Raw genomic sequence first — 21,578 nt, 5'->3', positions numbered from 1 at the left:
GGACGATGGCCATCCTCGCCGCCCGTGACGACCAGCGTCGTGACACGACCCCCCGCCCCACGCTGGTGTGCGTTCCGCACGCGGGCGGCAGCGCTACCAGCTTTGGGCGGTGGGTGAGCCGGATGCGGGTGGCCGGTGTCGAGGTCCGCCCGGTGCAGTGGGGAACTGCCTCGGGTCAGGCGTTGCCCGCCGCCAATGAGCGTCCAATCGGCAGCGTCGAGTCGCGCGCCGCAGAACTGGCTGAGGCGGTCGGCCAGCTGGTCGACAACTGGGTACTGCTCGGCCACAGCTTGGGCGGCATCATCGCCTACGAGACCGTACGGCTGCTTGAGGCAGCGGGCGGTACCCTTCCCAATCGGCTCGTTCTCTGCGGGGCGGCAGCTCCTGGACACCATCTCACGTTCGGGCGGGGTCTGTCCCGTGCTCCCGATGAGGAGATCGTCCGGTACCTGCGCGGCCTCGGGGGGATGCCGGACGAACTCCTCGGCAACCCGACAATCCTCGCCCCAATGCTGGCCCAGATCAGGTGCGAACTCGGGATGCTGGAGGAGTACGAGCCGCGAGTCGGCGAGCCGATTCGCGTGCCGGTGTCGCTCTACGTGGGCAGGGATGACCAGGTGACGGTCGGGGCGGTGGAGCGGTGGCGACCGAGACTGGCCGAGGTGACCGTTCACCGGTTCGACGGCGGGCATTTCTTCCTGCACGACGACCTACCCGTGTTCTGGCACGTTCTCACCGAAGAATGCCTCGCCGACGGTTAGCTTTCGACGCCTCGTCCGTCGTGGCCGTCGGCCTACGGAGGCGGCGTCGACAACTCGCGTAGCAGGAAGGCGCTACCGGGCTGGAACATGTCGGCGGTTCTCCGCGCCGACCTGATCGCGAACATCCGTTGCAACCAGCGATCCCTGCCGTCGTAGCGCGGCGTGAAGGCGTTCCGGCCATGTACCGTGACGGAGTTGTCGAGGATGACCAGGCTGCCCGGCCGGAGGAGAGTCTCGACTCGAACGTCGCGCAGCGCGGCATGCAACGCGTCGAGGGCGCGCTCGGCGGCTCGATCGCATCCCCGCGTGTCGTCGAAATCCACGCACAGCAGGGGGCGCTCCGTTGTGCCGGTCAGAACGGGCACGGCGGCGTGGTAGGGCCGGTCCGGACGGTTTCGACAGAATGACGGCGCGAGGCGGGTCTGAAAGCGTGGTTCGCGCAGCACGGTCAGGTGGTGCTCCCCGAGCCGCGGCAGTGCCTGGAGTATCGACGAGGTTACCGACGCCGCGCGGCCGTCATGGTCGGTGCGCAGGCACAACAAGCCGAGGAAGTCGGGTCGTACCGGATGGAACGCATTTTCCGTGTGTAGCTCGAACAGCACTGATCCCGTGTTCTGTTGCTCGTTCTCCTCGCCGGGCACGGGGCAGACATCGTGGACGAGCGCGCCGAGTTTCTCCTCGGGGTAGGCGATCGGATCGCCCAGATGCGACATGACCAACGCCAGTGCTCCGACCGCGGGTGTCGTCTCTCGTGCCACGGAGTTGGGGATCTGCGGCGTGAGCGGCAGATCGGCACAGACCGGTAGCCCTTCGATGACGAGGCGTCCCTCGTTGTTGCCGATGCTCTGAAACTCATCGAGCACGGTACACATGCTCGCCGGAAGTAATGAGCTTAGCGTCTTCGCCGCATCGATGAATGCGCCGTTGTCGACAAGGGGTGAGGTGGCCCGAAGGTGCTCGATCGCGGTCCGGCACTGCGCGGCGGCAGCTGCTGATAAACGCCGGAAGTCTGCGGCCGAGCCCGAGGCGGACAAGGCGGCACTCGAAGTCGTCAAGATTGTGGTGCCTCGTTGTATACAGCGGGCCATGTGGAACTGCCTGCGACTGCCGCAAAGTTGTGCACAAAGCCTCCGTCCAGCTGTCCCTGGCTGGTAGCCACGAGCCTACCAAGTGACGGCTGTCGACGGGGGCCCATGAGTCTCGACATTGCTGTGCGTGCGTTGTCTGCCATAGGATCGGAGCGTTCCGCAGGTGGGTCTGAAGTAGACGGTTGCATGTCCTCGTTCCGTTAACCCGATGTGGAGCCGGACCGGTACGGAAAGGGGTCGGGTGACAAGCCAGGCGGAGCGAGTGGCCAACGAGACCGAGCGGCTGCTGGTGCGCTTCGACCGGGCAATGATGGCGAACTACGGTCCGCCGTCACTGGCGTTGGCACGGGGACGAGGGTCTCGAGTGTGGGACGTGGATGGTCGGGAGTATCTCGACCTGTTCGCTGGGCTGGCGGTCTCCAGCCTTGGTCACGCACACCCCACCCTCATCGCCGCGGTCTCGGAGCAGATGGCGCGGCTCGCGCACGTCTCCAACCTCTACGCGCACGAGCCCGGGGTCAGGCTCGCCGAACGCTTGGTCGGTCTGCTGGAGACTGACGGGCGGGTCTTCTTCGCCAACTCGGGAGCAGAGGCGAACGAAGCTGCTGTCAAGCTGGTTCGCAAGGCCGCGAGCGGCAGGAAGGGCTACTTCGTCGCTGCCGGTGGCGCCTTCCACGGCCGGACGATGGGGCCGCTTGCGCTCAGTGATCCGGCTTCGATCCGCGATTCCTTCGGGCCCTTCGGCACCGAGGTTAGACGGGTCACTTTCGGTGATGCGGAAGAGTTGACGCAGGTTGTCACGAAAGATTGTCTCGCCGTGTTCCTGGAGCCGGTCCAGGGCGAGGCCGGGATCGTGTTGCCGCCCCCCGGCTACCTCGCCACGGCTCGTGCGCTGTGCGACTCCACCGGGGCGGTGCTCGTCTTCGACGAGGTGCAGAGCGGGATCGGGCGGACCGGCTCCTGGTTCGCGCACCAGCACGAGGCGGTACTGCCGGATGTGCTGACCCTTGCGAAGGGCCTTGGCGGAGGGTTGCCCATCGGCGCCTGCATCGGGATCGGCCCGTTCGGAGCGGTCTTCGGCCACCGTGACCACGGTTCCACCTTCGGTGGGAACCCCGTTGTCTGCGCCGCTGCTCTGGCTGTCCTCGACGTGATCGAAGACGAGGGTTTGCTGGCGAATGCGACCCGGGTCGGCGAGCAGTTGGCCTCGGGTGCCGCTCGGTTGGGCAATCCGGTCCGAGGCGTGCGCGGTCGTGGCCTGTGGCAGGCCATATTGCTGACCGATCCGAGGGCTGCGGCGGTTGAGGCCGCCGCCCGGCGGGCCGGGTTCCTGGTCAACGCGGTCCTGCCGGACGTGGTGCGGCTCGCCCCGCCGCTCATCCTCACCCCGTCCGAGGCATCATCGTTCCTGTCCGTGCTTCCGGAGCTCCTTGCCGCCAATGTTCGCTAAGCGATCTGGACGTCCGTCGATATCGACGTGTAGGATCATGATCAGCTAGCTCGTGGATGGTACGGCGGGTCACGCGCCGGCATCCGATCGGAACTGGGCTCGCGTGAGGGTTGACGGGGGATGCATGCGGGCTGATAGATGCTGTGAATTGCTCTGACTGGCGGACGCGGAAACGTCCGTCCTCCGTCGCGTCGACACTGAATCCAAGCAGCCTTGCAGGCGCAGCCCGTCACCATCCCGATTCGTTCTCTGTCGATCGGTTTCTCGACTTTAGAATGGTGGGTTTTCGTGCAGCAGCGCCTTGATCACGCGATAGACGTGGCCGACCTGACCCGCACCTTCCGGGGTCCCGACGGCAAGAGGAAGCTGGCCGTCGACGGCCTCTCCTTCCACGTGCGGCGTGGTGAGATGGTCGGGCTCCTGGGGCCAAACGGAGCCGGCAAGACCAGCACGGTGAAGGTGCTCATGACGGTGCTGTTGCCGACCTCCGGGAAGGTCACGGTGATGGGCCACGACGTGGTCGCCGAGGCGCAGCGGGTCCGGCGGCTCACCGGCGTCATCCTCGGTGGCGACACGGGCCTCTACGGTCGGCTGTCCGCCCGCGACAACCTGCTGCTCTTCGCCGACCTCTACGGCCTTCCGTACCGGAGCCAGAAGCGTCGGATCGCGGAGCTGCTGGACCTGGTCGGCCTGCTCGGTGTCGAACGCAAGCGGGTGGAGACCTTCTCCCGGGGTATGAAGCAGCGGCTGCACATCGCCCGTGGACTGCTCCACGATCCCGAAGTGGTCATCATGGACGAACCGAGCAACGGAATCGATCCAGTGGGTGCCCGGGAACTGCGCCAAATCATCCGCGAGCAGGTCCGTGCCGAGCGCACCGTGCTGCTGACCACCCACTACATGTTCGAAGCCGAGGAGCTCTGTGACCGGGTGGTGGTGATGGCCAACAGCCGCAAGATCGCCGAGGGGACTCCGCAGTCGCTGAAGGAGGCGACCGCCGGACAGGTCGTGCTCACGCTCGACGTGCAAGGGGCGGATCAGCGGCACGTCGAACGCCTGCGCACCCTGGCCGGGGTCAGTTCGGTCAATTTGACGAACCGCGACGATGGTCAGAACATCGACCTGTACAGCAGCCCGGACGGGGACGTGACGGTCGCCGCCCTGGCCGTGCTGGGCGACGTCTCGGTGCTCCGGGTGTCCAAGCGCGAGCCGACGCTGGAGGATGCCTACGTCGCGCTGGTGGCAGGCGGCACCCGATGACGGAAGCCACCAGGAACGACCCGCAAACCTCGCTCCGGGTCGGCGCGACAATGCGTTATCTGGCCCGTGCTTGGCGACTGGAGCTGCGGCAGTTGCTGACCAGCCGGCTGTACCTGTTCGTGGCGGTGTTCCTGCCATTGATTATCGCATCTGTCGCGTTCTACATGACCAAGGGGTCTCAACGGCCGATACCCGTGCTGAGTATCGCGCTCAGCGCCGCGCTGATGGGCATGTGGTCCACGACGCTGCTCGGGGCCGGCAATGCCATCACCAGGCTCCGTCACATCTCCGTCCTGGAGCCATTGGTCGCGTCCCCCATGCCCACCATCCTGTTCACCCTGCCGTTCGCGATCGCCACCGCCTCCCTCGGGCTCTACTCTCTCGTCGCCACGCTCGTCTGGAGTGCGGTCTTCTTCGACCTCAGGCTTGAGACCGTCAACTGGTGGCTACTCGTGTCGATCCCGGTCACCGTGCTGTCACTGGGAATGCTGGGGCTGCTGATGGCCTCGGCGTTCATTCTCTACCCCACGGCCCAGTCACTGGCCAACCTGTTCGAGTATCCGGTCTGGATGCTCAGCGGCATGCTGGTGCCGGTGTCGGCCCTGCCCGGCGCGCTGCAGGCCGTCTCGACCGTGCTCGCCCCGACCTGGGGAGTGAAGGCCGTGCACGGTGCGGCCATGGGGGATGGCGATCCGCTCGTCGCGGTCGGCATGTGCCTCCTGCTCTCCGGCCTATACCTGGGCGTGACACTGATCGTGCTGAGGAGGTTCGAGTGGCTGGCACGATCCAGCGGCACCCTGTCTCTCCGGTGAGCGCCCTGCGGCTCTTCTTCGTCGCGGGCTGGCGCTCCAACCTCGCCCTGTTTCGCTGGATGAGGCCGTCGGCGTTTATTCCGACCCTGATCGGAGTGCCGGCCCTGCAGCTCATCTTCTTCGTGCACCTCGGGCGATACCTTGACACCCAGCCGGTCTCCTACTATGCGCTCGGCAACGCCCTGCACGCATGTGCCATGGCAGGGCTTTTCGCTCCCGCGATGTCGCTCGCCGGGGAGCGGTTTGCCGGAACGCTCCCGGCGTTGCTGGCGACACCGGCGAACCGTACGTTGATGTTCGCCGGCCGAACGGTCACCGCGGTGCTCGTCGGCTGTTCCTCGACCGTCGTGATGCTGATTCTCGGTAGCGTGCTCACGGATTTCCGGCTGCCGGCGGAGGGCATCGTTCCCATCTCGGCGGCGATCCTCGTGACTGCTGCCTCATGCAGCGCCTTCGGGCTGCTTGTCGGGGCTGCCGGCCTCCGTACCCGGGAGGCGATTCTGCTGGGAAACCTGGTGCTCTACCTGATGCTGCTGGTCTGTGGCATCAACATTCCGAGGGAGAGTCTGCCCGACGGGCTCCGGTTGATCGGCGAGATCATGCCGATGACACATGGCATAGCGGCCGCGCGGCAGGCGTTCACCGGCTCCGGTCCGGTCACGGGGCTGCTGCTGGTGGAACTCGGCAAGGGCCTGTCCTTCCTGGTCCTGGCGGTGTTGACGTTGCGATTCCTGGAACGCGGCAGCCGCCGGGCCGCCAGCCTCGACGAGGTATGAGCGGTCGCCGTGCAGACAGGGCTGGTGGCATGAACCAGGTGGCGAGGGCTCCTCTCTCCTTCGGGCAGCTATCCGTGTGGCGGTCTATCGAGCATCTCTCTCCCGACCGTGCGGCCAGCGTCAATCTGGCCCGCACCTGGGACCTGCCGGATGACTGCACGGTGGACTCCGTCCGTACCGCGCTTGAGGTGTTGACAGAGCGCCACGAGTCGCTTCGTACCAGGTACGCGGAGTCGGGTCCACGTGGCATCGAGCAGGTGATCTGTCGTCCCGCCCGGCTGCCGATAGCGACCTACGAACTCGGCGTGGAGGCCGAAGAGCGTGCGAGCGACGTCACCGTCCGGCTCGCGAAGGACGCCATCGCTCTGGACACCGTGCATCCATGGCGGGTCGGCATCGTGACGCAGGCGGGTAGGCCCCGACATCTGGCGCTGGTCATCCACCACCTAGCCGCGGACAGCGCCGCGATCGCAGTAGCGAACCGTGAGTTCATCGGCCTGCTGGGCGGCGTCGCGCCGGCTGATCCAGCGCCTCGGTGTCGCGATGTCGCCGTCGAGCAGCACTCGTCTGCTTGGGCGATGCGTCGCGCTGCCAGCCTCGACTACTGGAAGCGGGTGACGGAGGCGGCACCGCCAGCGGCGGCAGGGCCCACCGCCATCTCCACAGCTCGTTGGGCGACGCTGCGCTCGATGCCCGTCACGATCGGCACGGAGCGTCTCGCCGCCCGCCTCAACATCTCTGCACAGAGTGTTCTCTACGCCGCGTACTGCCGTACCTTGGCCGACAGCATGCAACAGGACCGATTCCTGGTCGGACTGCTGGCCAGTAACCGGGTTGCGACTCGTTGGCGGAACCTGGTCAGCTCCATGAATCAGCTGGTGCCGGTTCTGGTGCGCATGCGGCCTGGCGAGGACTTCGCATCCCTCGCGACCCGGCTGTACGCGGAGAGCCTCGCCGCCTACCGATACGGCTGCTACGACGTCGACGCCCTGGCCCAGATCGAGGCGAGGACGGGCTACAACGGCGCCGGGCGTGGGTTTCACAGCTTCTTCAACTTCATCCCGTCGGCAGAGGGGGCCGTCTCTCCACCGGTGGATTCTGAGGATCCCGACGCCTGGACGGTCACGACTCGGGACCATGGGCGGGACAACGGCTTCCCCTTCTACCTGGTGATCGATGGCGGGCGGCCGGTCGTCTGCACCCTCCGCGTGGGATCCGCGCCGGATTACGAACCGCTGCGGGACTTCCTCCTGCGGCTTCAGCAGCTCATCGTGACGGCGGCGATGCGGGAGTGACCGTTGCGACCGGCTCGGTTTGCGGGTCCGTAGGTTCGAGCGTGTCCGGCAGATCCCGCGCGAGTCGCAACGGTGACAGGACGATGGGCATAACGGCCAGCCACGATCCGACGACCGCGATCGCGAGGGTCGTACGTACCCCGAGTGGTATGGCGAGGGCGCCGGCGACCAGGGCGCCCACGGGCACGAGGCTGCGGATTATCCAACGGACACTCGCGTTCATCCGGCCCCTGAGTTCTGGCGGGCAGATCGACTGCCGGTAGGCGATCTGGAGCACGTTGTACGAGACGGTCACCACCCCGGTCACAAATAGTGCCGCCGAAACGAGGTGGATTCCCCACCCGGGTTGCGCGAGCGGCAGGCACAGCGTCAACGCACCCAGGTAGAGCTTGCCAGCCCAGAGCGCCCGAGCCGGGCCGAGCCATCGCGCCATCGGATTGGCGACCATTCCACCGACCACGCCGCCTACCCCGCCGATCGCCAGCGTCACGCCGATCGTCTTCGGATCGGCATGGAGGTTCCTGGCGAGGAAGACCACGATCAGCGCCGCGACCATGGCATCGAAAGCATTCGCGGCCGTGCTGGCCAGGAGAACTCTGCGCATGACCCAGTGGTCCAGCACGAAGCGTAGGCCAGCGGCGATGTCCCGACGAAGGTCGGGCAGCCATGGGCCGGGTGCATGCGGCCGGGGCGCAGGATCGGGCTGACGGATCAATAGCAACGAGACGATGCTGGCCAGGAACGAGAGGCAGTCGACGACGAGGACACGGACAGCACTGCCGAGCAGAGAGGTCAGGCCGCCGGCCAGGGTGGGACCGAGGACGGCGGCAAGGGCGTTGGTTGTTCCGACTCGACCGATGCCCTCCACGAGCCGATCCCGAGACAGCAGCGAGGCGATGTAACTCTGACACGCCACCTCGAAGAAGACCGCGAAGATGCCGAGCAGCAGACTGACCAGATAGAGGTGCCAGATGGTGAGGTGCCAGAGCGCGACGGCGAGCGGCACCGAGGCGAGCCCGACGCCACGTACGACATCACAAATGATCATCAGGCGGCGCTTGCGGGTCCGGTCGATCACCGCGCCGGCCGGTAGCGCGACGATCACCCAACCGAGCGAGGCGAGGGCGGTGAGCAGGCCGACCTCGAAGGTGCTGGCGTCCAGCAGCGTCACGGCGGCCAGCGGCAGGGCGAGCGCGGTGATCGCCGCACCGAGATCACTGACCGCCTGCCCAAGCCAGAGCGACATGAAGTCGCGGTCGCGCCACAACGAGGAAGCTGCGGCACTCATTGGTCGTCATCTCTGTCCGGCGGGTAGCATGGGCATCCCACCCGTTCGGTTGCCAGGGCATGACGGAAGTGGTGAAAATGCGCATCCTCTGCAATGCCGCTGGCGGTTTCGGACACCTCTACCCCCTCGTCTCGCTGGCCCGGGCGCTCGCCGAATCGGGTCACGACGTGGCGCTGGCGGTCCCGGAATACTTCGCCGCGACCGCCCGCGAAACGGGGATCGAAACCATCGCGCTGTGCGCCGACGGCGTGGCAGAGCCCTCCGCGGAGTACAAGGCACTGCAGGATGCCCGGCTGCCGGTGGAGCGGGGTCGGATAGCCCTCGGCCGCTATCTCGACCAGGGGGTGCGTCAGGTGCCGGCGCTGCTCGACGCGATAGCCAGCTGGCAGCCGCAACTTCTGGTACGTGAGACGACCGCGTTTGCCGCCTGGCTGGCAGGGGAGGTGGCGGATCTGCCAGTCGCCGTGTTCGACTTCGCGCCTACCCCGGGTAAATTGCTGGCAGCCACGGCCGGTGATCTGTTCGGCGATGCCCGGGCGGCTGTCGGGCTGGCACCGGACCCGAAGCTCGCCAGCCTCAACCGGTGGCTGCATCTTCTCTCCGCGCCCGTCGGATGGTTCTCTCCCCGGGTGATGGGCCCCACCACTCACTTGTTCCAGCCGATTCCAGAGCCTGCTGCTGCTCAGGCCGCCCCCGAGTGGTTGCGCGGAGCCGATGATGGCTGGCCTTTCGTCTACGTCACGCTCGGGACCTTCTACAACACGACTCCGGGGCTGTTCGAGATGATATTCGACGTACTCCGGGATGCGCCGGTTGCGGCCTTGGCCACCGTGGGACGCGACGTCGACCCCGCCTCCTTCGGCCGAATGCCCGGCCACGTCCGCATCGAACGCTTCGTTCCCCAGGCCGCCGTGCTCGCGCACACCGATGCGGTGATCTGTCACAGTGGCTACGGGACCCTGATGGGGCCGCTGCGTCGCGGCATTCCCGTGGTCACCATGCCCCTCGGCGCGGCGGACGACACCCCGAACGCGGCCCGGGTCGCGGCACTCGGTGCCGGCGTCGCACTCAGTGCGGGCGAACGCTCCGCAGGCAGCCTACGTGAGGCGCTGAACGCGGTGCTCACGCAGCCACGCTACCGACAGGCAGCGGCTCGGGTCGCGGCATCGATGAAAGGGCAGCCTCCGATGCGGGCGATGGTGGGGTTCGTCGAGCGGTTGGGCATCGAGCGGATGCCGGTGCTTGGACCGGTGCCAGCCTGACCAGACGGTCGGTTGCCATCAATCGGCGGACGGCAGGCGGATGCCGCTCTTCGCGATGCTGGCCATGAGATCAGGTCGCTCCCCGCTCGGTCGCCGTCTATCGGGCCAGTGCTGCGGCACTGTCCCCCGGCAGTGGACTCCTCCGCCGTACCACCACTCCCAGCCCGCCAGGGTGTGTACCTCGGCTGCCGCGTACCGGATGGTCAGACCGGTACGACGGCGGCCGGAAAGGTTCGGCGGAGAGCCGTGCAACAGCAGGTCGGAGTGGAGCGACACCTGACCGGCCGCGAGCCTGTTCACGTACCGATCGGTATAGCGGTGCGCACCGATCACCTGCCGCTTGGCGACACGCGTGCCGTCGAGCGGCAGATCCTCGTGGGGAAGCGCACCGTACAGGTGGCTTCCGGGAACGAACCGCATCGCCGCGTTGTCCTCGTCGCTGTCGTCGACCGCCAGCCAGGCGGTCACCGTCTTCGTCGGCGTGAACGGCCAGTAGGCGGCATCCTGATGAAGGACGACCTCCTTCGGATCGCCGGGCAGCTTGCAGAAGACGGTCGTACCCCAGGCAACGATGTCCGGGCCGAGGAGATCCTCCACGTAGTCCAGGATCGCCGGTGTGTGGATAAGGTCGTGCAGACCACGGCACGTGAGGTGGTAGGCGTTTATCGAGTATGAGTCACGTTGGTCCGGCGCGGCCACGACGTGGTCGACCAGTCCCGCGATGTACGACTGGAGCTGCGCCGCCTGCGTGCCGTCCAATGCCGGCAGCGGACTGACGAAGCCGTACCGATTGAAGTGCTCGACCTGTTCACGGCTGAGCGTGCGGGCGTTGCCGGGGTCAGCCGGAAGGAACACGAGCTGCCGTTCGTCCCGCTCCGGCCTGATGAAATCCGCCTGCATCGTCATGGCGATCCGACCCTCCGTCTCCTGGTTGTCACTCGGCTGCTGCCGGGAAGGCCGCCAATACGTGGTGCTCGTAGATCGAGCGCATCGTGTAGAAAGTCGGAAGGAAGTCACCATTGAGGTCGAGCTCCTTTCCCAGAGTCTCCTCGAGAAAAAAAATCACCTCCAACATGGCCAATGAGTCGAGGTATCCGGCCACCCACAGATGAGTGTCCGGTGTCAGCTCTGCAAAACTCAGAGCCGGTCGAATTTCCTGCAACAGCGCGGTGAACTTGCCGTAGAACACCTCGTCGGTCATCTGGTTCCCCTCTTCGTACGCAAAGCCGCTCCGCATCGGACCGCTCAATCACTAGGCAGGCTTCATCAACGGGCCGTAGAGCCGTCGAAACCACCGGACCGAGTCGCCGTCTGGCGACGACCCGGCTGGTCGGTCAACGCCAACCGACTGCATGAGGGTGGTGTGTAGCCGAGCCAGCCTGAAAAACATCGCGACCCGCTGCTGGCGGCGGGCCTCGAACGCGGTCAGCGCCTTCGGGCCGGCGCCGTTGCGGGTGATCTCGTCGACCAGCACCGCGGCGTCCTCCACGGCGAGTGCACCTCCCTGGGTCGTCGCCGGCGACAGGCTGTGCGCGGCGTCGCCGACCAATCCGATCCGGCCAGCGCTCCACCGTTTGACGAGATGCGTGAGAGCCGGGTGCACCTGCACGCCGTCGAGTCGACGCATCGTACGCACCAGATCACCTATGTGCGGGCCCAGCGACGAGGCGAGCTGGACCATCTGCCGCTCGGCGGCCCCGCTTGCGATCTCGACCTGCCTCGGCCGGGTAGCCTGGACGAATACGTGTACGCGCCCGCCGCCGAGAGGTGTGACGCCGAAGAAGTGGCTTCCCGAACGCCACACCTGCCACTCCGGCACCCGGAGAACCCCCTCGGCAACCGCCGTCGTCCGCCAGTACGTCTGGCCCAGGTATCGAGGTGACGTAGCGGGGTCGACCATCCGTCGCGTCCACGAGTACGCCCCGTCCGCCCCTATGACCAGGTGATACCGCCCGGTCCGTCCATCAGCGAACCGCATTGTCACCACATGGTCGTTCTGCTCTAGCCGCTCGGGGGTGGTGGACCAGACAACGGTGTCCGGGCGCAATCCGGCGAGCATCAGGTCCGCCAGCCGGCGTCGGTAGATCGCCACCGGGGCGCGCTCGCTCTGCCAGACCGAACGCCAGTCGACGGTACGGCTCGATCCGTCGTGCACGTCGGTGGTGACCTGACGCTCGATCATCGCGCCGTGTTCGGCCAGCGCGGGGGCGAGAGGGGCCAGGTGGGCGAGCGCGTTGGGATGCAGGACGATTCCCGCTCCCGTGGTCCGAAGCTCGGTCGCCCGCTCGACAACTCGGACCTCGATGCCCGCTCGCTGTAATCCAAACGCCGTCCAGAGTCCGGCGATGCCGGCTCCGACTACGAGGACCTCCGCGTCCAGATCCGCAGCCCTGGTCGCCATGCTATTCCTCCTGGCCCGCAGCCAGCAGACGCCGGGTGGCCCGCAGGTCGCGCTTGCCGTTCGCGTCAAGGACGAACTGGTCCACGACGTGGACCCGGCGTGGGACGACTGCGGGCGGCAGGTGGGCTGCGAGCGTACGCCGCACCTCGGTGGCCAGCCCTCCCCATGAACTGCGATCGTCCCGAGTCGTGATGATCGTTTCGAAGGCGCCCAGGTGATCTGGTGAGAGTTCGAATGCGATGTCCAGCACGCCTGGTATCGCGAGTGCGAGGCGGCCCAGCTCGCTCAGCTCGACCCGGTAGCCGTTCACCTTGACCTGGTCGTCTTCCCGGCCGAGAAACATGATCTGCCCGCTGGGCAGCAGCTCTACCCGGTCACCGGTCCGGTAGGCCCGGCCCGGTGGCCCGCCCAGCTCCGCTTCGTTGATGAAGCGGAGGCCCGGGTCGCCGTCGCCGACATATCCGGCGGCGACTCCATGCCCGGCGATGACAAGCTCCGCCGGCTGGCCGGCGGCGACCGGTCGTAACTCCTCGTCGACGAGGTAGGCGCGGGTGTTCCAGATCGGGCCGCCGATTGGCACGCTGGGTAGATCGGGCACGGTCGCGGCGGCGAACTCGTGATAGCAGCATCCCACGGTTGTCTCGGTCGGTCCGTAATGGTTGATCAGCCGCACCCCGTCCAGACGCCCGGACAGTGATCGGATGATCTGGGGTTCCAGCAGCTCGCCACCGATGACGAGCATCCTGGTGGCCTCGTGGTAGACGGGACGCCTGCTGCGTTCGAACACCCGCAGGTGCGACGGCGTCACCTTCATCAGAGCGAACGGTGCCCGTCGCCCGCCAAAGATCGCCCCCGCGTCCCATACTCCTCGGGTCAGCACCAGGCGACCGCCGCTGATCAGGGTTGGCCAGAGGGAGGTCATCGAATGGTCGTAGCCGAGGCTACCGAAGACCGGGGTCCCACCGCCCCACCCGCCGGGGCCGGCGAGGTCGGCGCACCATTTCGTGTAGTTGGCCAACGACCGATGCTCCACCAGTACGCCCTTCGGTGACCCGGTCGACCCGGAGGTGAAGATGACGTAGGCGACGTCGTGGGCATGCGGTGCTTCGGGTAGGGCGGACGCGGGTCGATCGGTCGTGCCGGGGCCGGCGGTGGCCAGACTCAGGTCGACAGTGGCGGCAGGGTGCGGCGCAGCCGACCTCGGTGGTGGGCCGTCGCTGGCGAAGGCCACCGCCTCCGCGGCGAGCAGAATGCTCCGTACGCGCTGCGGCGGAGAGGTCGGCTCGATCGGAACGTACGCCGCCCGTAGCGACATGATTGCCAACGCAGCAGCGATCGTGTCGGGCGTCCGCTGTGCCCAGAGGGCGACCCGGTCGCCCGGTCCCACACCGAGATCCCGTAGGTGCCGGCCGATGGTGACGATCCGGTGCCCGAGCTGCCCGTAGCTGAGCAGCCTATTCTCGGCCTCGATCGCGATCGTGTCGGTGCTGGTGGTGCAGACCCAGTGGATCTGCTCCACGACCGAGTGCGACGGGAGAGCCCGTACGGGACCCGCGAGCACGTGCGGGGAACAAGGCCGAGTCTGCACCGCTCCACCTTTTGGGTTGGCAGGTCTGCGAGAACGATGGCCACTGTGGAGGCCATGTCGAGCCGGCGGCGCGCGAGCGCGGATCCGCCGCTGCGGGCCGTGACGCGGTCACCAGCCCTCGCGGATGACGTCGACGATGTGTTCGCGCTCGGCGTTGGTGACCCACCAGCCACACGGGATCGAGACTATTCGGTCGGCCACGCTATCGAGCATGGGCAGCGAAGCGCCGTACTCGCTGACGCAGCCGTGTACGTCGTTGCGCTGGTGGACCGGGCTGGCGGCGATGTTCCGGGCGGCCAGCCGAGCGATGAAGTCCGAACGGCGTTCCGCCAGCAGCGTGTAGAGCCACGCCGCTGACTCACGGTCGGGCTTCCGGTCCAGCAGTGTCACACCGGGCACCCCTTGCAGATGGGTGTCGAAGTAGGCGGCGTTCTCGCGGTGGCGAGCCACGTGCCCGTCGACGTCGCCGAGGTTGGCCAGGCCGATGGCGGCATTGATGTCGTTCATGTGGAACTTGAAGCCGTACTCGGGAATGTCCTCCGCACAGCGGAAGCTGTCGCTCCTGGTCCGGTCGATGCCGAACCAGCGCAGCAGGCGGGCCCGATCGGCGCTCTGCTGATCAGGAAAGACGACGAGGCCGCCGTCGCCACTGGTCAGGTGTTTGATGGCCTGGAAGCTGTAGACGGCGATGTTGCCGTGCCGCCCCAGTGGTAGGCCCTGGAAGGTCGCCCCCCAGGCGTGGGCGCAGTCCTCGATGACCGCGGGCCGGAAGCCGAGCCGCTGCTCCGCCTCTTCGAGGACGTCGGCGAGCCGATCGAGATCGACGGGGTATCCGGCCCAGTGCACCACCATGATGGCCCGGGTTCTGGGGGAGATCTTGCGAGCGAGATCGTCAATGTCGATGTTGAGGGTGGTCGGGTCGATGTCGACCCAACGAATCCGCAGTCCGTTGGCCAGGATGGGCCAGTTGGTGGCGGTGCAGGTCAGCGGAGTGGTCAACACCTCGGCGGTCGCGTCTGCGGGGGTTGGCCTGGTCTTCGCCGCCATGTGTAGGGCCAGGTGCAGCCCCGAGGTGGCGCTGTTGACCGTGACCAGGTGCGGATGGCCGAGCCGATCCCGCAGCGCCTGCTCGAACTCCTCGACCCGTGGCCCCTGGCCGATGAAACCGCTTTGCAGCACGTCGCTAACGGATTTCCCGGCGTTCTCGTTCATCGCTACTTTGAACAGCGTAATCATTTTCCCCGTTGCCTTTCGGGCCGATGCCGGTCACCTCGCGTTGATGGCTCCGTCAGTGCAGCTGATGCAGTTGGTCGATCAAGCGTCGTTCGAGTTGAAGGATTTCCTCGTCTGGCTGGTCGGCGGGGGTAGCACCCGTCTGCGCCGTGGTGACGGCACGGAGGATGGTGTGACGGGTCCATGCCTGGGCGACGGCGACGCCGGCCTTGCGGAACTCCGCCACCCGGCCCTGGTCCACCCCGGCGCGCTCGGCAAGCACCGCGGTCGCGGCGACAAAGGCCCGTTGGCTGCTCACATAGGCAAGTGCCGCCCGCGGATCGCCCCCACGGCCGGTAAAGGCCACCTTACGAAGCACCACTGCTTCCACGTCGGCCGAAACCGGCCACATCGCCTCACGCAGGCCGGCGAGCGCGGCCGTCGCGTCCGGCCACTGTCCGCTCGCGACACGTTCCAGCGCGAGTACGGAGACATCCTCGAGGTGGTAGCCCGGAGTGCTGCGGGCCCGTCGCAGGAACCCGTCGTGCGCGGACTCGACGAGGATCGCCGGGTAGAAACCCTCGACGTACATCTCGCCCAGGAGGCTCTTCAGGGCGACGGTCCTTGAGTGCGCCATGGCTCGTAGGGTCACCATCGGTTCGTCCAGCACATCCACGAGCCGTGGCGGGTCGGTGCCCAGGAAGCGCCCGTTCGCGACCGGCTCGACATGTTGGTTGTCCTGCACCACAAATACGTCGAGCAGCCCGCGTCTGAATCCCTTCAGCAGGAGCAGATGCCGACCCGGCCGCCCGTGGTACCCGGAGGCACACTGCTCCAGCATGCTCCGTTCGACCTGGACCAGGACCGGTGCCCCCCGGGCCAGCTGGGAACGGGCGGCGGAGATCAGACCTGGGCCGAGGTCAACGGCAATGGTCTGTTGGCCGAGGTATCGAGTGAGTATGTGGTCGCGTAACCGCGGCTCGTTGAAGGGGACAGCGTCGGGGAAACCGTCGCTCTCCGCGCCGAGTCGATAATGCGCGTGCAGGTAGAACGCGGCGAGGAAAATCTCCGGGTTGATCTCGCCGTAGGCGCCGGTGGCCAGGGCGACCGGTACGACGCCACAGGTCACGCCGTCCCGCTCGAAGGTCAATGGCACGGTCGGCGGACCGATTCCCGGGATGTAGACGGACTCGGGTGCGATGCCCGCTAGGTCTGGGCCGGATTCGACCCGCCCCGGTATCGGCGTGCGAGTGGTCGGATGGTCGTCGTGGAGCCTCATTTTTCCCCCGTGGTGATACCGACGATCCTCCGACCGAGAGCACCATTTCGGTGCGACTGACGATTCCGGTCAGTGCGGCTCGACGGATGCGCAGATCTCGGTCAAACAGGAGCCATCTAGGCGCATCGATCAACGTGTTTTGTAGGCTAGTTGGCTCCTGGGATGCTGTCAATCATGGCCGACGATCGACCGGCGGACAGCCCGGCACCTCCCGCCGCAGGGTCCGGTCCGGCCAACCTCGATGGCGCCGAGCCCGGCAGCGAGTGGTTGGTGCTCGATCTCCGAGCTGCGGCGGGCGAACGTCGCGGGTGGCGCCTCAGAATCGGATCAGCGCCTTGAGGACTTCGCGTTGCTCCATCTTCGCATAGGCTCGGGGAACGCCATCCAAGGCGATGGTGTGGTCGAACACGGCGGCGGCGTCGAGTTCTCCCGTCAAGACGTCGGATAGCAGGTCGGGTATGTAGGCCCGCACCGGGGCGACGCCTCCTCTTACGGCCACATTCCGATAGAACATCTGCCGGAGATCGACCGAACCGTCGCCGCCGTGTGGCACGCCGACGAAACCGACAGTGCCGCCGTCCGCGGCCAGAGAAATCGCGGTACGCAGAGACTGAGCGGTTCCCACTGCCTCGACGACACGATCGAAGCCGTGCCCATGTGTCAACTCGCGCATCTCCTCGACGACGCTGTCGCTGCGCCCGATATAGGTTTCGGCGCCGAACCGCCTGGCAATCTCGATGCGCTCGGTGTGGTGACCGAGTAGGACGACCCGTTCGGCGCCGAGTCGACGGGCCGCGAGCACCCCGCAGAGCCCGACCGCGCCGTCGCCCACGACGATGACGTGGTCGCCCGGAGTCACGCCCGAGGCCAACGCGCCGTGATGACCGGTGCTCAGGACGTCGGCGAGGGTCAGCAGTGCCGGCAGCACGGCGTCGTCCATCGTCGCCGGTACGCGCACCAATGTCGCATCGGCGAACGGCACGCGCACGGCCTCGCCCTGCCCGCCGTCCGCCCCCGGCTGGCCCCAGGCGCCCGACTGGGCACACGACGTGTGCCATCCTGCCCGGCATTGGCGGCACTCTCCGTCCGACCACATGAAAGGGGCGATGACCAGGTCGCCGCGGCGAAGGTGCTGTACATCACGGCCAATCTCGGTAACGACGCCGATGAATTCGTGGCCTATCCGTTGCCCGGGTTCGCGCGGCGAGACACCTCGGTACGCCCAGAGGTCGCTCCCGCAGATCGCCGCGTGGGTCACCTGGACCAGGGCGTCCTGGGGGTCGCGGAGCTCAGGATCCGGCACCTCTTCAACGCGAATATCCCGTATTCCATGAATAGTGACAGCCTGCACCTTTTTCTCCTTGACTGACTTGGCGTCGATGTGGCGCTCACGATAGGTCGGTCGGTCGGCCCGTTCTGTCAAACGATCTGGATTCCAGGGGGAGGGGGCTGTCGATGGCGGCCCCGGCCGGGTGCGTCGATGAGTCTCGCGATTCGGTTTTGTGTCGATATAAAGCTACTTATGTAGATCTATACCATTGGCGAGCTGGCTGAGAATCTTCCCTTCCTTCATTGGACGCCGTTGGTATAGGCTGGCAGCAATGTGGGAGAGCGGGGGATTACGCACAACTCGCCATATGTGAGGTGTGCCGTCAATTGTGATACGACCTTTCCCCTGGCTGCTCCCTGTCGAGCAAGATGGCGGGGGAGGTGAATCGGATGAAGGTCAAGAAGGTGAAGCTGCGCGTCAAGCCCAGCGCTTTCCGGCGGCCGGTTGTCTGCGTCAAGCAGGCCTAGTGTGAAACGGTCGGCAGGGGTGGGCGGGGATTCCCGTCCACCTCGTCCTATTGGGGGTAGGGTGAAGAATCTTTCTATTGTCCTGGCAGCTATGCCCTGGCAATCAATCGACCGTCCGTCGTTACCTGTCGGGCTTTTGCGCACGGTTTGCGCGGACGCGGGATACGGTATTCCGGCTACGTATCACGGCAGCACGCACTGGGCCGAGTATCTTCTCGAGAAGACGGCTGGGCGGATTGGGCCGGATCAGTACTCGGAAATTGCGGAATTTGGCGTTTTCGACGCCGTCGGTGACTGGATCTTTACCGCTGCCCTGTATGGCGACGGGGACTGGGGAGTCGCCGCCTTCGACGACTACGCCCGCCGCCACGGGGTCGATCGTGGCCTGGCGTACGACATGCGTTCGTTGGCAGCCGATTACCTGGACGAGGCGGTCGAGCGGGTTCTCCAGAACCAGCCCGATGTCGTCGGGTTCTCTACGACCTTCATGCAGAATATTCCGTCACTCGCGCTGGCTTCCCGGATCAAAGCGATTGATCCCGGTATCCGCACCGTTTTCGGCGGCGGCAACTGCGAGGGCAGGATGGGGGCGGCCCTGAGCCGTGCCTTCGGCCAGGTTGACTACGTGGTCCGGGGCGAGGGGGAGCGTGCGTTCCCCCAACTGCTCAAGGTGATTGCCGGAGATGGGAAGCCGAGCGCGGTGCCGGGCCTGTGCTGGCGGGACAAGGATGGTCAGCCGCGGGCCAACCCGGAGTTCAGCGGGCTCCTTCCGCCGGCTCTGCTCAAGATGCCCGACTTCGACGACTGGTTCGCCGAGCTGGAGGAGTCGCCTGTGCGGGAGTACGTCGAGCCTAGCCTGGTAGTCGAATCCGCGCGGGGATGCTGGTGGGGGGAGTTGCACCACTGCACCTTCTGTGGCCTGAACGGTAGCGCCATGACCTTCCGGGCGAAGGAGCCGAAGACTTTTGTCGCCGAGTTGACCGAACTGGTTCGACGGCACCGTGTGCTCGACGTGATGACGGTCGACAACATCATCGACAACGACTACTACGACGACATGCTTCCCCTGCTGGCCAACCTCGACTGGGACCTGCGGATTCACTACGAGGTCAAGTCGAACATGAAGCAGGGGCAGTTGGTGGCGCTGCGCGACGCGGGCGTCGTCCTCATCCAGCCCGGGATCGAGTCGCTGGTGAGTTCGGTCCTCAAACTCATGGACAAGGGGGTGAGCGCGACACACAACATCCGAACGCTGAGAGACGGGGAATCTGCCGGTCTGACGGTTTCCTGGAACTGGCTCGTCGGCTTCCCTGGTGAAATCGCGGCCGACTACGAGGCCGTTTTGCCGCAGGTGAAGGCGCTTGTCCATCTGCAGCCCCCGATGGGCGTCTCGCGCATCGCGCTCGAGCGCTTCAGCCCGTACTTCGATCGACCGGAGCTTGGATTCCCAGAGCGGCGGCCGGCTGAGATATACAAACACGTCTACGATCTTGACAAGGCGTTGCTGCAGGACCTCGTCTATCTTTTCGATACCGACGACGCAGGAATCGATCGTGACCTCGAAAGGTCGGTCGGTGAAGCTATCAAGGCGTGGCAGGATGGCTACCCGGAAAGCTCGCTGACCAGTCACGTCAGTGATTCAGCGATTCGGATCCTGGACCGACGCGTCGGCTGGGACGACCGGGAGCATCTGATCACTGACGAGCGATTGATGAAGGGCTACCTGCTTCTGGAACATGGACACACCCGTGGAGGGCTGGCACGCAAACTGGAAGACTCGGCGGTGGACGTTAGCACTGTCCGGCTCGACGAGTGGTTGGCGGACCTACGGCGGCTAGGTCTGGTCTTCCACGAGAACGGCCGCTTCATTGCACTAGCCACCCGCAACGTCGGAGTGAAGGTGTAGATGTGGAGATCGTGACCTTGCCCCCTCAGCCGGCGACCGGTGTGCTTACCTTCCAACGGTGGATACCGGAGGAAGTCGGAGCGGACTTCGTCCGCGAGACCCGCAGCGAGGGCATCCGTACCATCTCCTTCTCTGAGCCGGTGGATGTTGATGACGGCTCCGCTTTCCTTCACTTCATCGCGCTGCTGCGCGAGAGCATCTCGGGACATCTGGACGTCCAGTGGAGTATCGCCGGGAGCCGGCAACTTGACGTGCAGGCGCTTTGCCACCTCCCGCCGCCGCGTGCGTCGCTCAGCGAGCAGCTGGCGCGTGTGCCGGAGGAGTGGCAGGCAATGCACCAGTACGGCTCGTTCTACTACCGGCGAGGTCCGGGATTCATCGTGATTCGAGACTTCCGCGACCAGGCTGACGCCCAGCGGTACGAACTCGAATCCCCGAGCGTGGTCGGGGTCTTCAAGGAGATGTCGGCCGTGGTGGCCACGACCGACCTGTCGGAACCAGCCCAGGAGTTCCTCGACGTGTTGCGAGACGAACGGATCATCCTGCGATTCGATGACATGGTGACACTTCTTCCGTACCGCATGCGGACCTGGCCCATTCCGTGTAACAAGCTCTGACCGCGACAACGCAGACCGGCTTGGCCCCCGCCCCGAACGGCCAGGTAAGCCCGGGAGCGCTGTGGCGTCAGGTGTCGGCCAGGAGCATTCCCGCGAGCGTGACACCCGTCCGGGACCCGACCGGACGGAACTCGTCAACCTGTCATGCCTCTTCGACGGTCACCGACATGCTGGTCGGGTTGAAGGCGTTGCACGGGTTGTGCTCCTCGGGGCAGTTGGAGAAGCCCAGATGGAGTTCGTCGAGCACCTCGAAGACGATGCTGTCGCCGGGCTTGGTGGTGGGCTCGACGATCTCCATCCGCCCGTCCGGATGGTGCAGGATGTTCATGAACAGCGAGATGCACTGGTCCGGGTTGATTTTGGTGGTGTCGAGCCCGAGTTCGGCCCAGTCTCCGGCCAGGTTGTCCAGACAACCCCAGGTGTCCTCGACGGCGTAGCGGAAGGCATTCGAGTACTTCGTGCAGTATCCGCCGGTCATGTTGTGGATGCCGTTGTCGTCGTGGACGACCTTCAGCATCGGCCGGCACTTGTCGCTGTAGATGGTGTGGCCCTGCTTGAGATCCCACCGCCCGGAGCTGACCCGGGTGAACATTGCCGACAGCCGCTCGTCCGGGTCGGCCACCATCGCGGCGATGAAGTCCATCACCTGCTGCCCCTCAAGGTCGGTGACGGTGATCCGCTGGCCGGGGCGTGCCCGGAGCGCCAACCGGCCCCTCGGCGCCAGGACTGTGGTGCCCGGGCTCGCCCACTGTGTCGTCGTACCGCTCATCGAAATCTCGTTTCTTC

General features: G+C 66.2%; 19 protein-coding genes. 9 read left to right on the top strand and 10 right to left on the bottom strand.

Annotated features, from left to right (window positions below; translation table 11 throughout):
• Positions 1 to 5 precede the first annotated feature (5 nt).
• Positions 6 to 761, top strand: a complete 756-nt coding sequence (locus ACQPYA_RS19355) for a thioesterase II family protein (RefSeq protein WP_433528505.1) — start codon at positions 6 to 8, stop codon at positions 759 to 761.
• 32 nt (positions 762 to 793) lie between these two features.
• Here the strand turns inward: ACQPYA_RS19355 and ACQPYA_RS19350 are convergent, their stop codons facing one another.
• The gene (locus ACQPYA_RS19350) at positions 794 to 1,816 is read right to left on the bottom strand and encodes a TauD/TfdA family dioxygenase (protein WP_433528504.1); all 1,023 of its coding nucleotides are present in this window, start codon (positions 1,814 to 1,816) and stop codon (positions 794 to 796) included.
• Positions 1,817 to 2,111: 295 nt separating this feature from the next.
• On the opposite strand from ACQPYA_RS19350, the gene ACQPYA_RS19345 reads away from it, so the two are divergent.
• The 5 genes from ACQPYA_RS19345 to ACQPYA_RS19325 all read left to right on the top strand — a co-directional run bounded on the left by ACQPYA_RS19345 (position 2,112) and on the right by ACQPYA_RS19325 (position 7,442).
• Complete coding sequence (locus tag ACQPYA_RS19345; RefSeq protein ID WP_433528503.1) at positions 2,112 to 3,299, top strand: acetylornithine transaminase; 1,188 nt, start codon at positions 2,112 to 2,114, stop codon at positions 3,297 to 3,299.
• A 213-nt stretch (positions 3,300 to 3,512) separates the two neighbouring features.
• A complete protein-coding gene (locus ACQPYA_RS19340) occupies positions 3,513 to 4,559 on the top strand; it encodes an ABC transporter ATP-binding protein (RefSeq protein ID WP_433528502.1) in 1,047 nt (348 codons plus the stop codon).
• Positions 4,556 to 5,371 carry an ABC transporter permease gene (locus ACQPYA_RS19335; protein WP_433528501.1) on the top strand — a complete coding sequence of 272 codons (816 nt, stop codon included), beginning with the start codon at positions 4,556 to 4,558 and terminating at the stop codon, positions 5,369 to 5,371. Before ACQPYA_RS19340 ends, ACQPYA_RS19335 begins: the two co-directional genes overlap by 4 nt.
• The gene (locus tag ACQPYA_RS19330) at positions 5,332 to 6,147 is read left to right on the top strand and encodes an ABC transporter permease (RefSeq protein ID WP_433528500.1); all 816 of its coding nucleotides are present in this window, start codon (positions 5,332 to 5,334) and stop codon (positions 6,145 to 6,147) included. Before ACQPYA_RS19335 ends, ACQPYA_RS19330 begins: the two co-directional genes overlap by 40 nt.
• A 29-nt stretch (positions 6,148 to 6,176) precedes the next feature.
• Positions 6,177 to 7,442 (top strand): condensation domain-containing protein, encoded by a 1,266-nt coding sequence (locus ACQPYA_RS19325; protein ID WP_433528499.1) that lies wholly within the window; start codon positions 6,177 to 6,179, stop codon positions 7,440 to 7,442.
• On the opposite strand, the gene ACQPYA_RS19320 is transcribed toward ACQPYA_RS19325, so the two are convergent.
• The gene (locus tag ACQPYA_RS19320; RefSeq protein ID WP_433528498.1) at positions 7,414 to 8,709 is read right to left on the bottom strand and encodes an MFS transporter; all 1,296 of its coding nucleotides are present in this window, start codon (positions 8,707 to 8,709) and stop codon (positions 7,414 to 7,416) included. The genes ACQPYA_RS19325 and ACQPYA_RS19320 overlap by 29 nt on opposite strands.
• Before the next feature lie 80 nt (positions 8,710 to 8,789).
• Between ACQPYA_RS19320 and ACQPYA_RS19315 the strand changes: the two genes are divergently transcribed.
• Positions 8,790 to 9,992: a glycosyltransferase gene (locus ACQPYA_RS19315; protein ID WP_433528497.1), complete on the top strand. Its 1,203-nt coding sequence runs from the start codon at positions 8,790 to 8,792 to the stop codon at positions 9,990 to 9,992.
• A gap of 18 nt (positions 9,993 to 10,010) precedes the next feature.
• Here the strand turns inward: ACQPYA_RS19315 and ACQPYA_RS19310 are convergent, their stop codons facing one another.
• The 7 genes from ACQPYA_RS19310 to ACQPYA_RS19280 all read right to left on the bottom strand — a co-directional run bounded on the left by ACQPYA_RS19310 (position 10,011) and on the right by ACQPYA_RS19280 (position 17,895).
• A complete protein-coding gene (locus ACQPYA_RS19310; RefSeq protein ID WP_433528496.1) occupies positions 10,011 to 10,898 on the bottom strand; it encodes a phytanoyl-CoA dioxygenase family protein in 888 nt (295 codons plus the stop codon).
• 28 nt (positions 10,899 to 10,926) lie between these two features.
• A complete protein-coding gene (locus tag ACQPYA_RS19305) occupies positions 10,927 to 11,193 on the bottom strand; it encodes a hypothetical protein (RefSeq protein WP_433528495.1) in 267 nt (88 codons plus the stop codon).
• Between the two features lie 51 nt (positions 11,194 to 11,244).
• The gene (locus ACQPYA_RS19300; RefSeq protein ID WP_433528494.1) at positions 11,245 to 12,393 is read right to left on the bottom strand and encodes an FAD-dependent oxidoreductase; all 1,149 of its coding nucleotides are present in this window, start codon (positions 12,391 to 12,393) and stop codon (positions 11,245 to 11,247) included.
• Position 12,394: 1 nt separating this feature from the next.
• Positions 12,395 to 13,981: an amino acid adenylation domain-containing protein gene (locus ACQPYA_RS19295; RefSeq protein ID WP_433528493.1), complete on the bottom strand. Its 1,587-nt coding sequence runs from the start codon at positions 13,979 to 13,981 to the stop codon at positions 12,395 to 12,397.
• 108 nt (positions 13,982 to 14,089) lie between these two features.
• Positions 14,090 to 15,217 carry a DegT/DnrJ/EryC1/StrS family aminotransferase gene (locus ACQPYA_RS19290; protein WP_433528492.1) on the bottom strand — a complete coding sequence of 376 codons (1,128 nt, stop codon included), beginning with the start codon at positions 15,215 to 15,217 and terminating at the stop codon, positions 14,090 to 14,092.
• A gap of 52 nt (positions 15,218 to 15,269) precedes the next feature.
• A complete protein-coding gene (locus tag ACQPYA_RS19285) occupies positions 15,270 to 16,472 on the bottom strand; it encodes a hypothetical protein (protein WP_433528491.1) in 1,203 nt (400 codons plus the stop codon).
• 316 nt (positions 16,473 to 16,788) lie between these two features.
• Complete coding sequence (locus ACQPYA_RS19280) at positions 16,789 to 17,895, bottom strand: zinc-binding dehydrogenase (RefSeq protein WP_433528490.1); 1,107 nt, start codon at positions 17,893 to 17,895, stop codon at positions 16,789 to 16,791.
• Between the two features lie 435 nt (positions 17,896 to 18,330).
• Between ACQPYA_RS19280 and ACQPYA_RS19275 the strand changes: the two genes are divergently transcribed.
• Together ACQPYA_RS19275 and ACQPYA_RS19270 are read left to right on the top strand one after the other, a co-directional pair.
• Positions 18,331 to 20,175, top strand: coding sequence for a RiPP maturation radical SAM C-methyltransferase (locus ACQPYA_RS19275; RefSeq protein WP_433528489.1), 1,845 nt, complete (start codon positions 18,331 to 18,333; stop codon positions 20,173 to 20,175).
• Positions 20,176 to 20,177: 2 nt separating this feature from the next.
• On the top strand, positions 20,178 to 20,792 hold the full coding sequence (locus ACQPYA_RS19270; RefSeq protein ID WP_433528488.1) for a DUF5825 family protein: 615 nt from the start codon (positions 20,178 to 20,180) through the stop codon (positions 20,790 to 20,792).
• 142 nt (positions 20,793 to 20,934) lie between these two features.
• Here ACQPYA_RS19270 and ACQPYA_RS19265 read toward each other — a convergent pair whose 3' ends face one another.
• Entirely contained in the window at positions 20,935 to 21,561 is a 627-nt protein-coding gene (locus ACQPYA_RS19265; RefSeq protein ID WP_433528487.1) for a DUF1989 domain-containing protein, read from the bottom strand.
• Positions 21,562 to 21,578: the final 17 nt, after the last annotated feature.

This window comes from Micromonospora sp. CA-263727, from assembly GCF_050942455.1.
Taxonomy (GTDB): domain Bacteria; phylum Actinomycetota; class Actinomycetes; order Mycobacteriales; family Micromonosporaceae; genus Micromonospora.
This window is presented reverse-complemented; position numbering and strand designations above follow the sequence as displayed.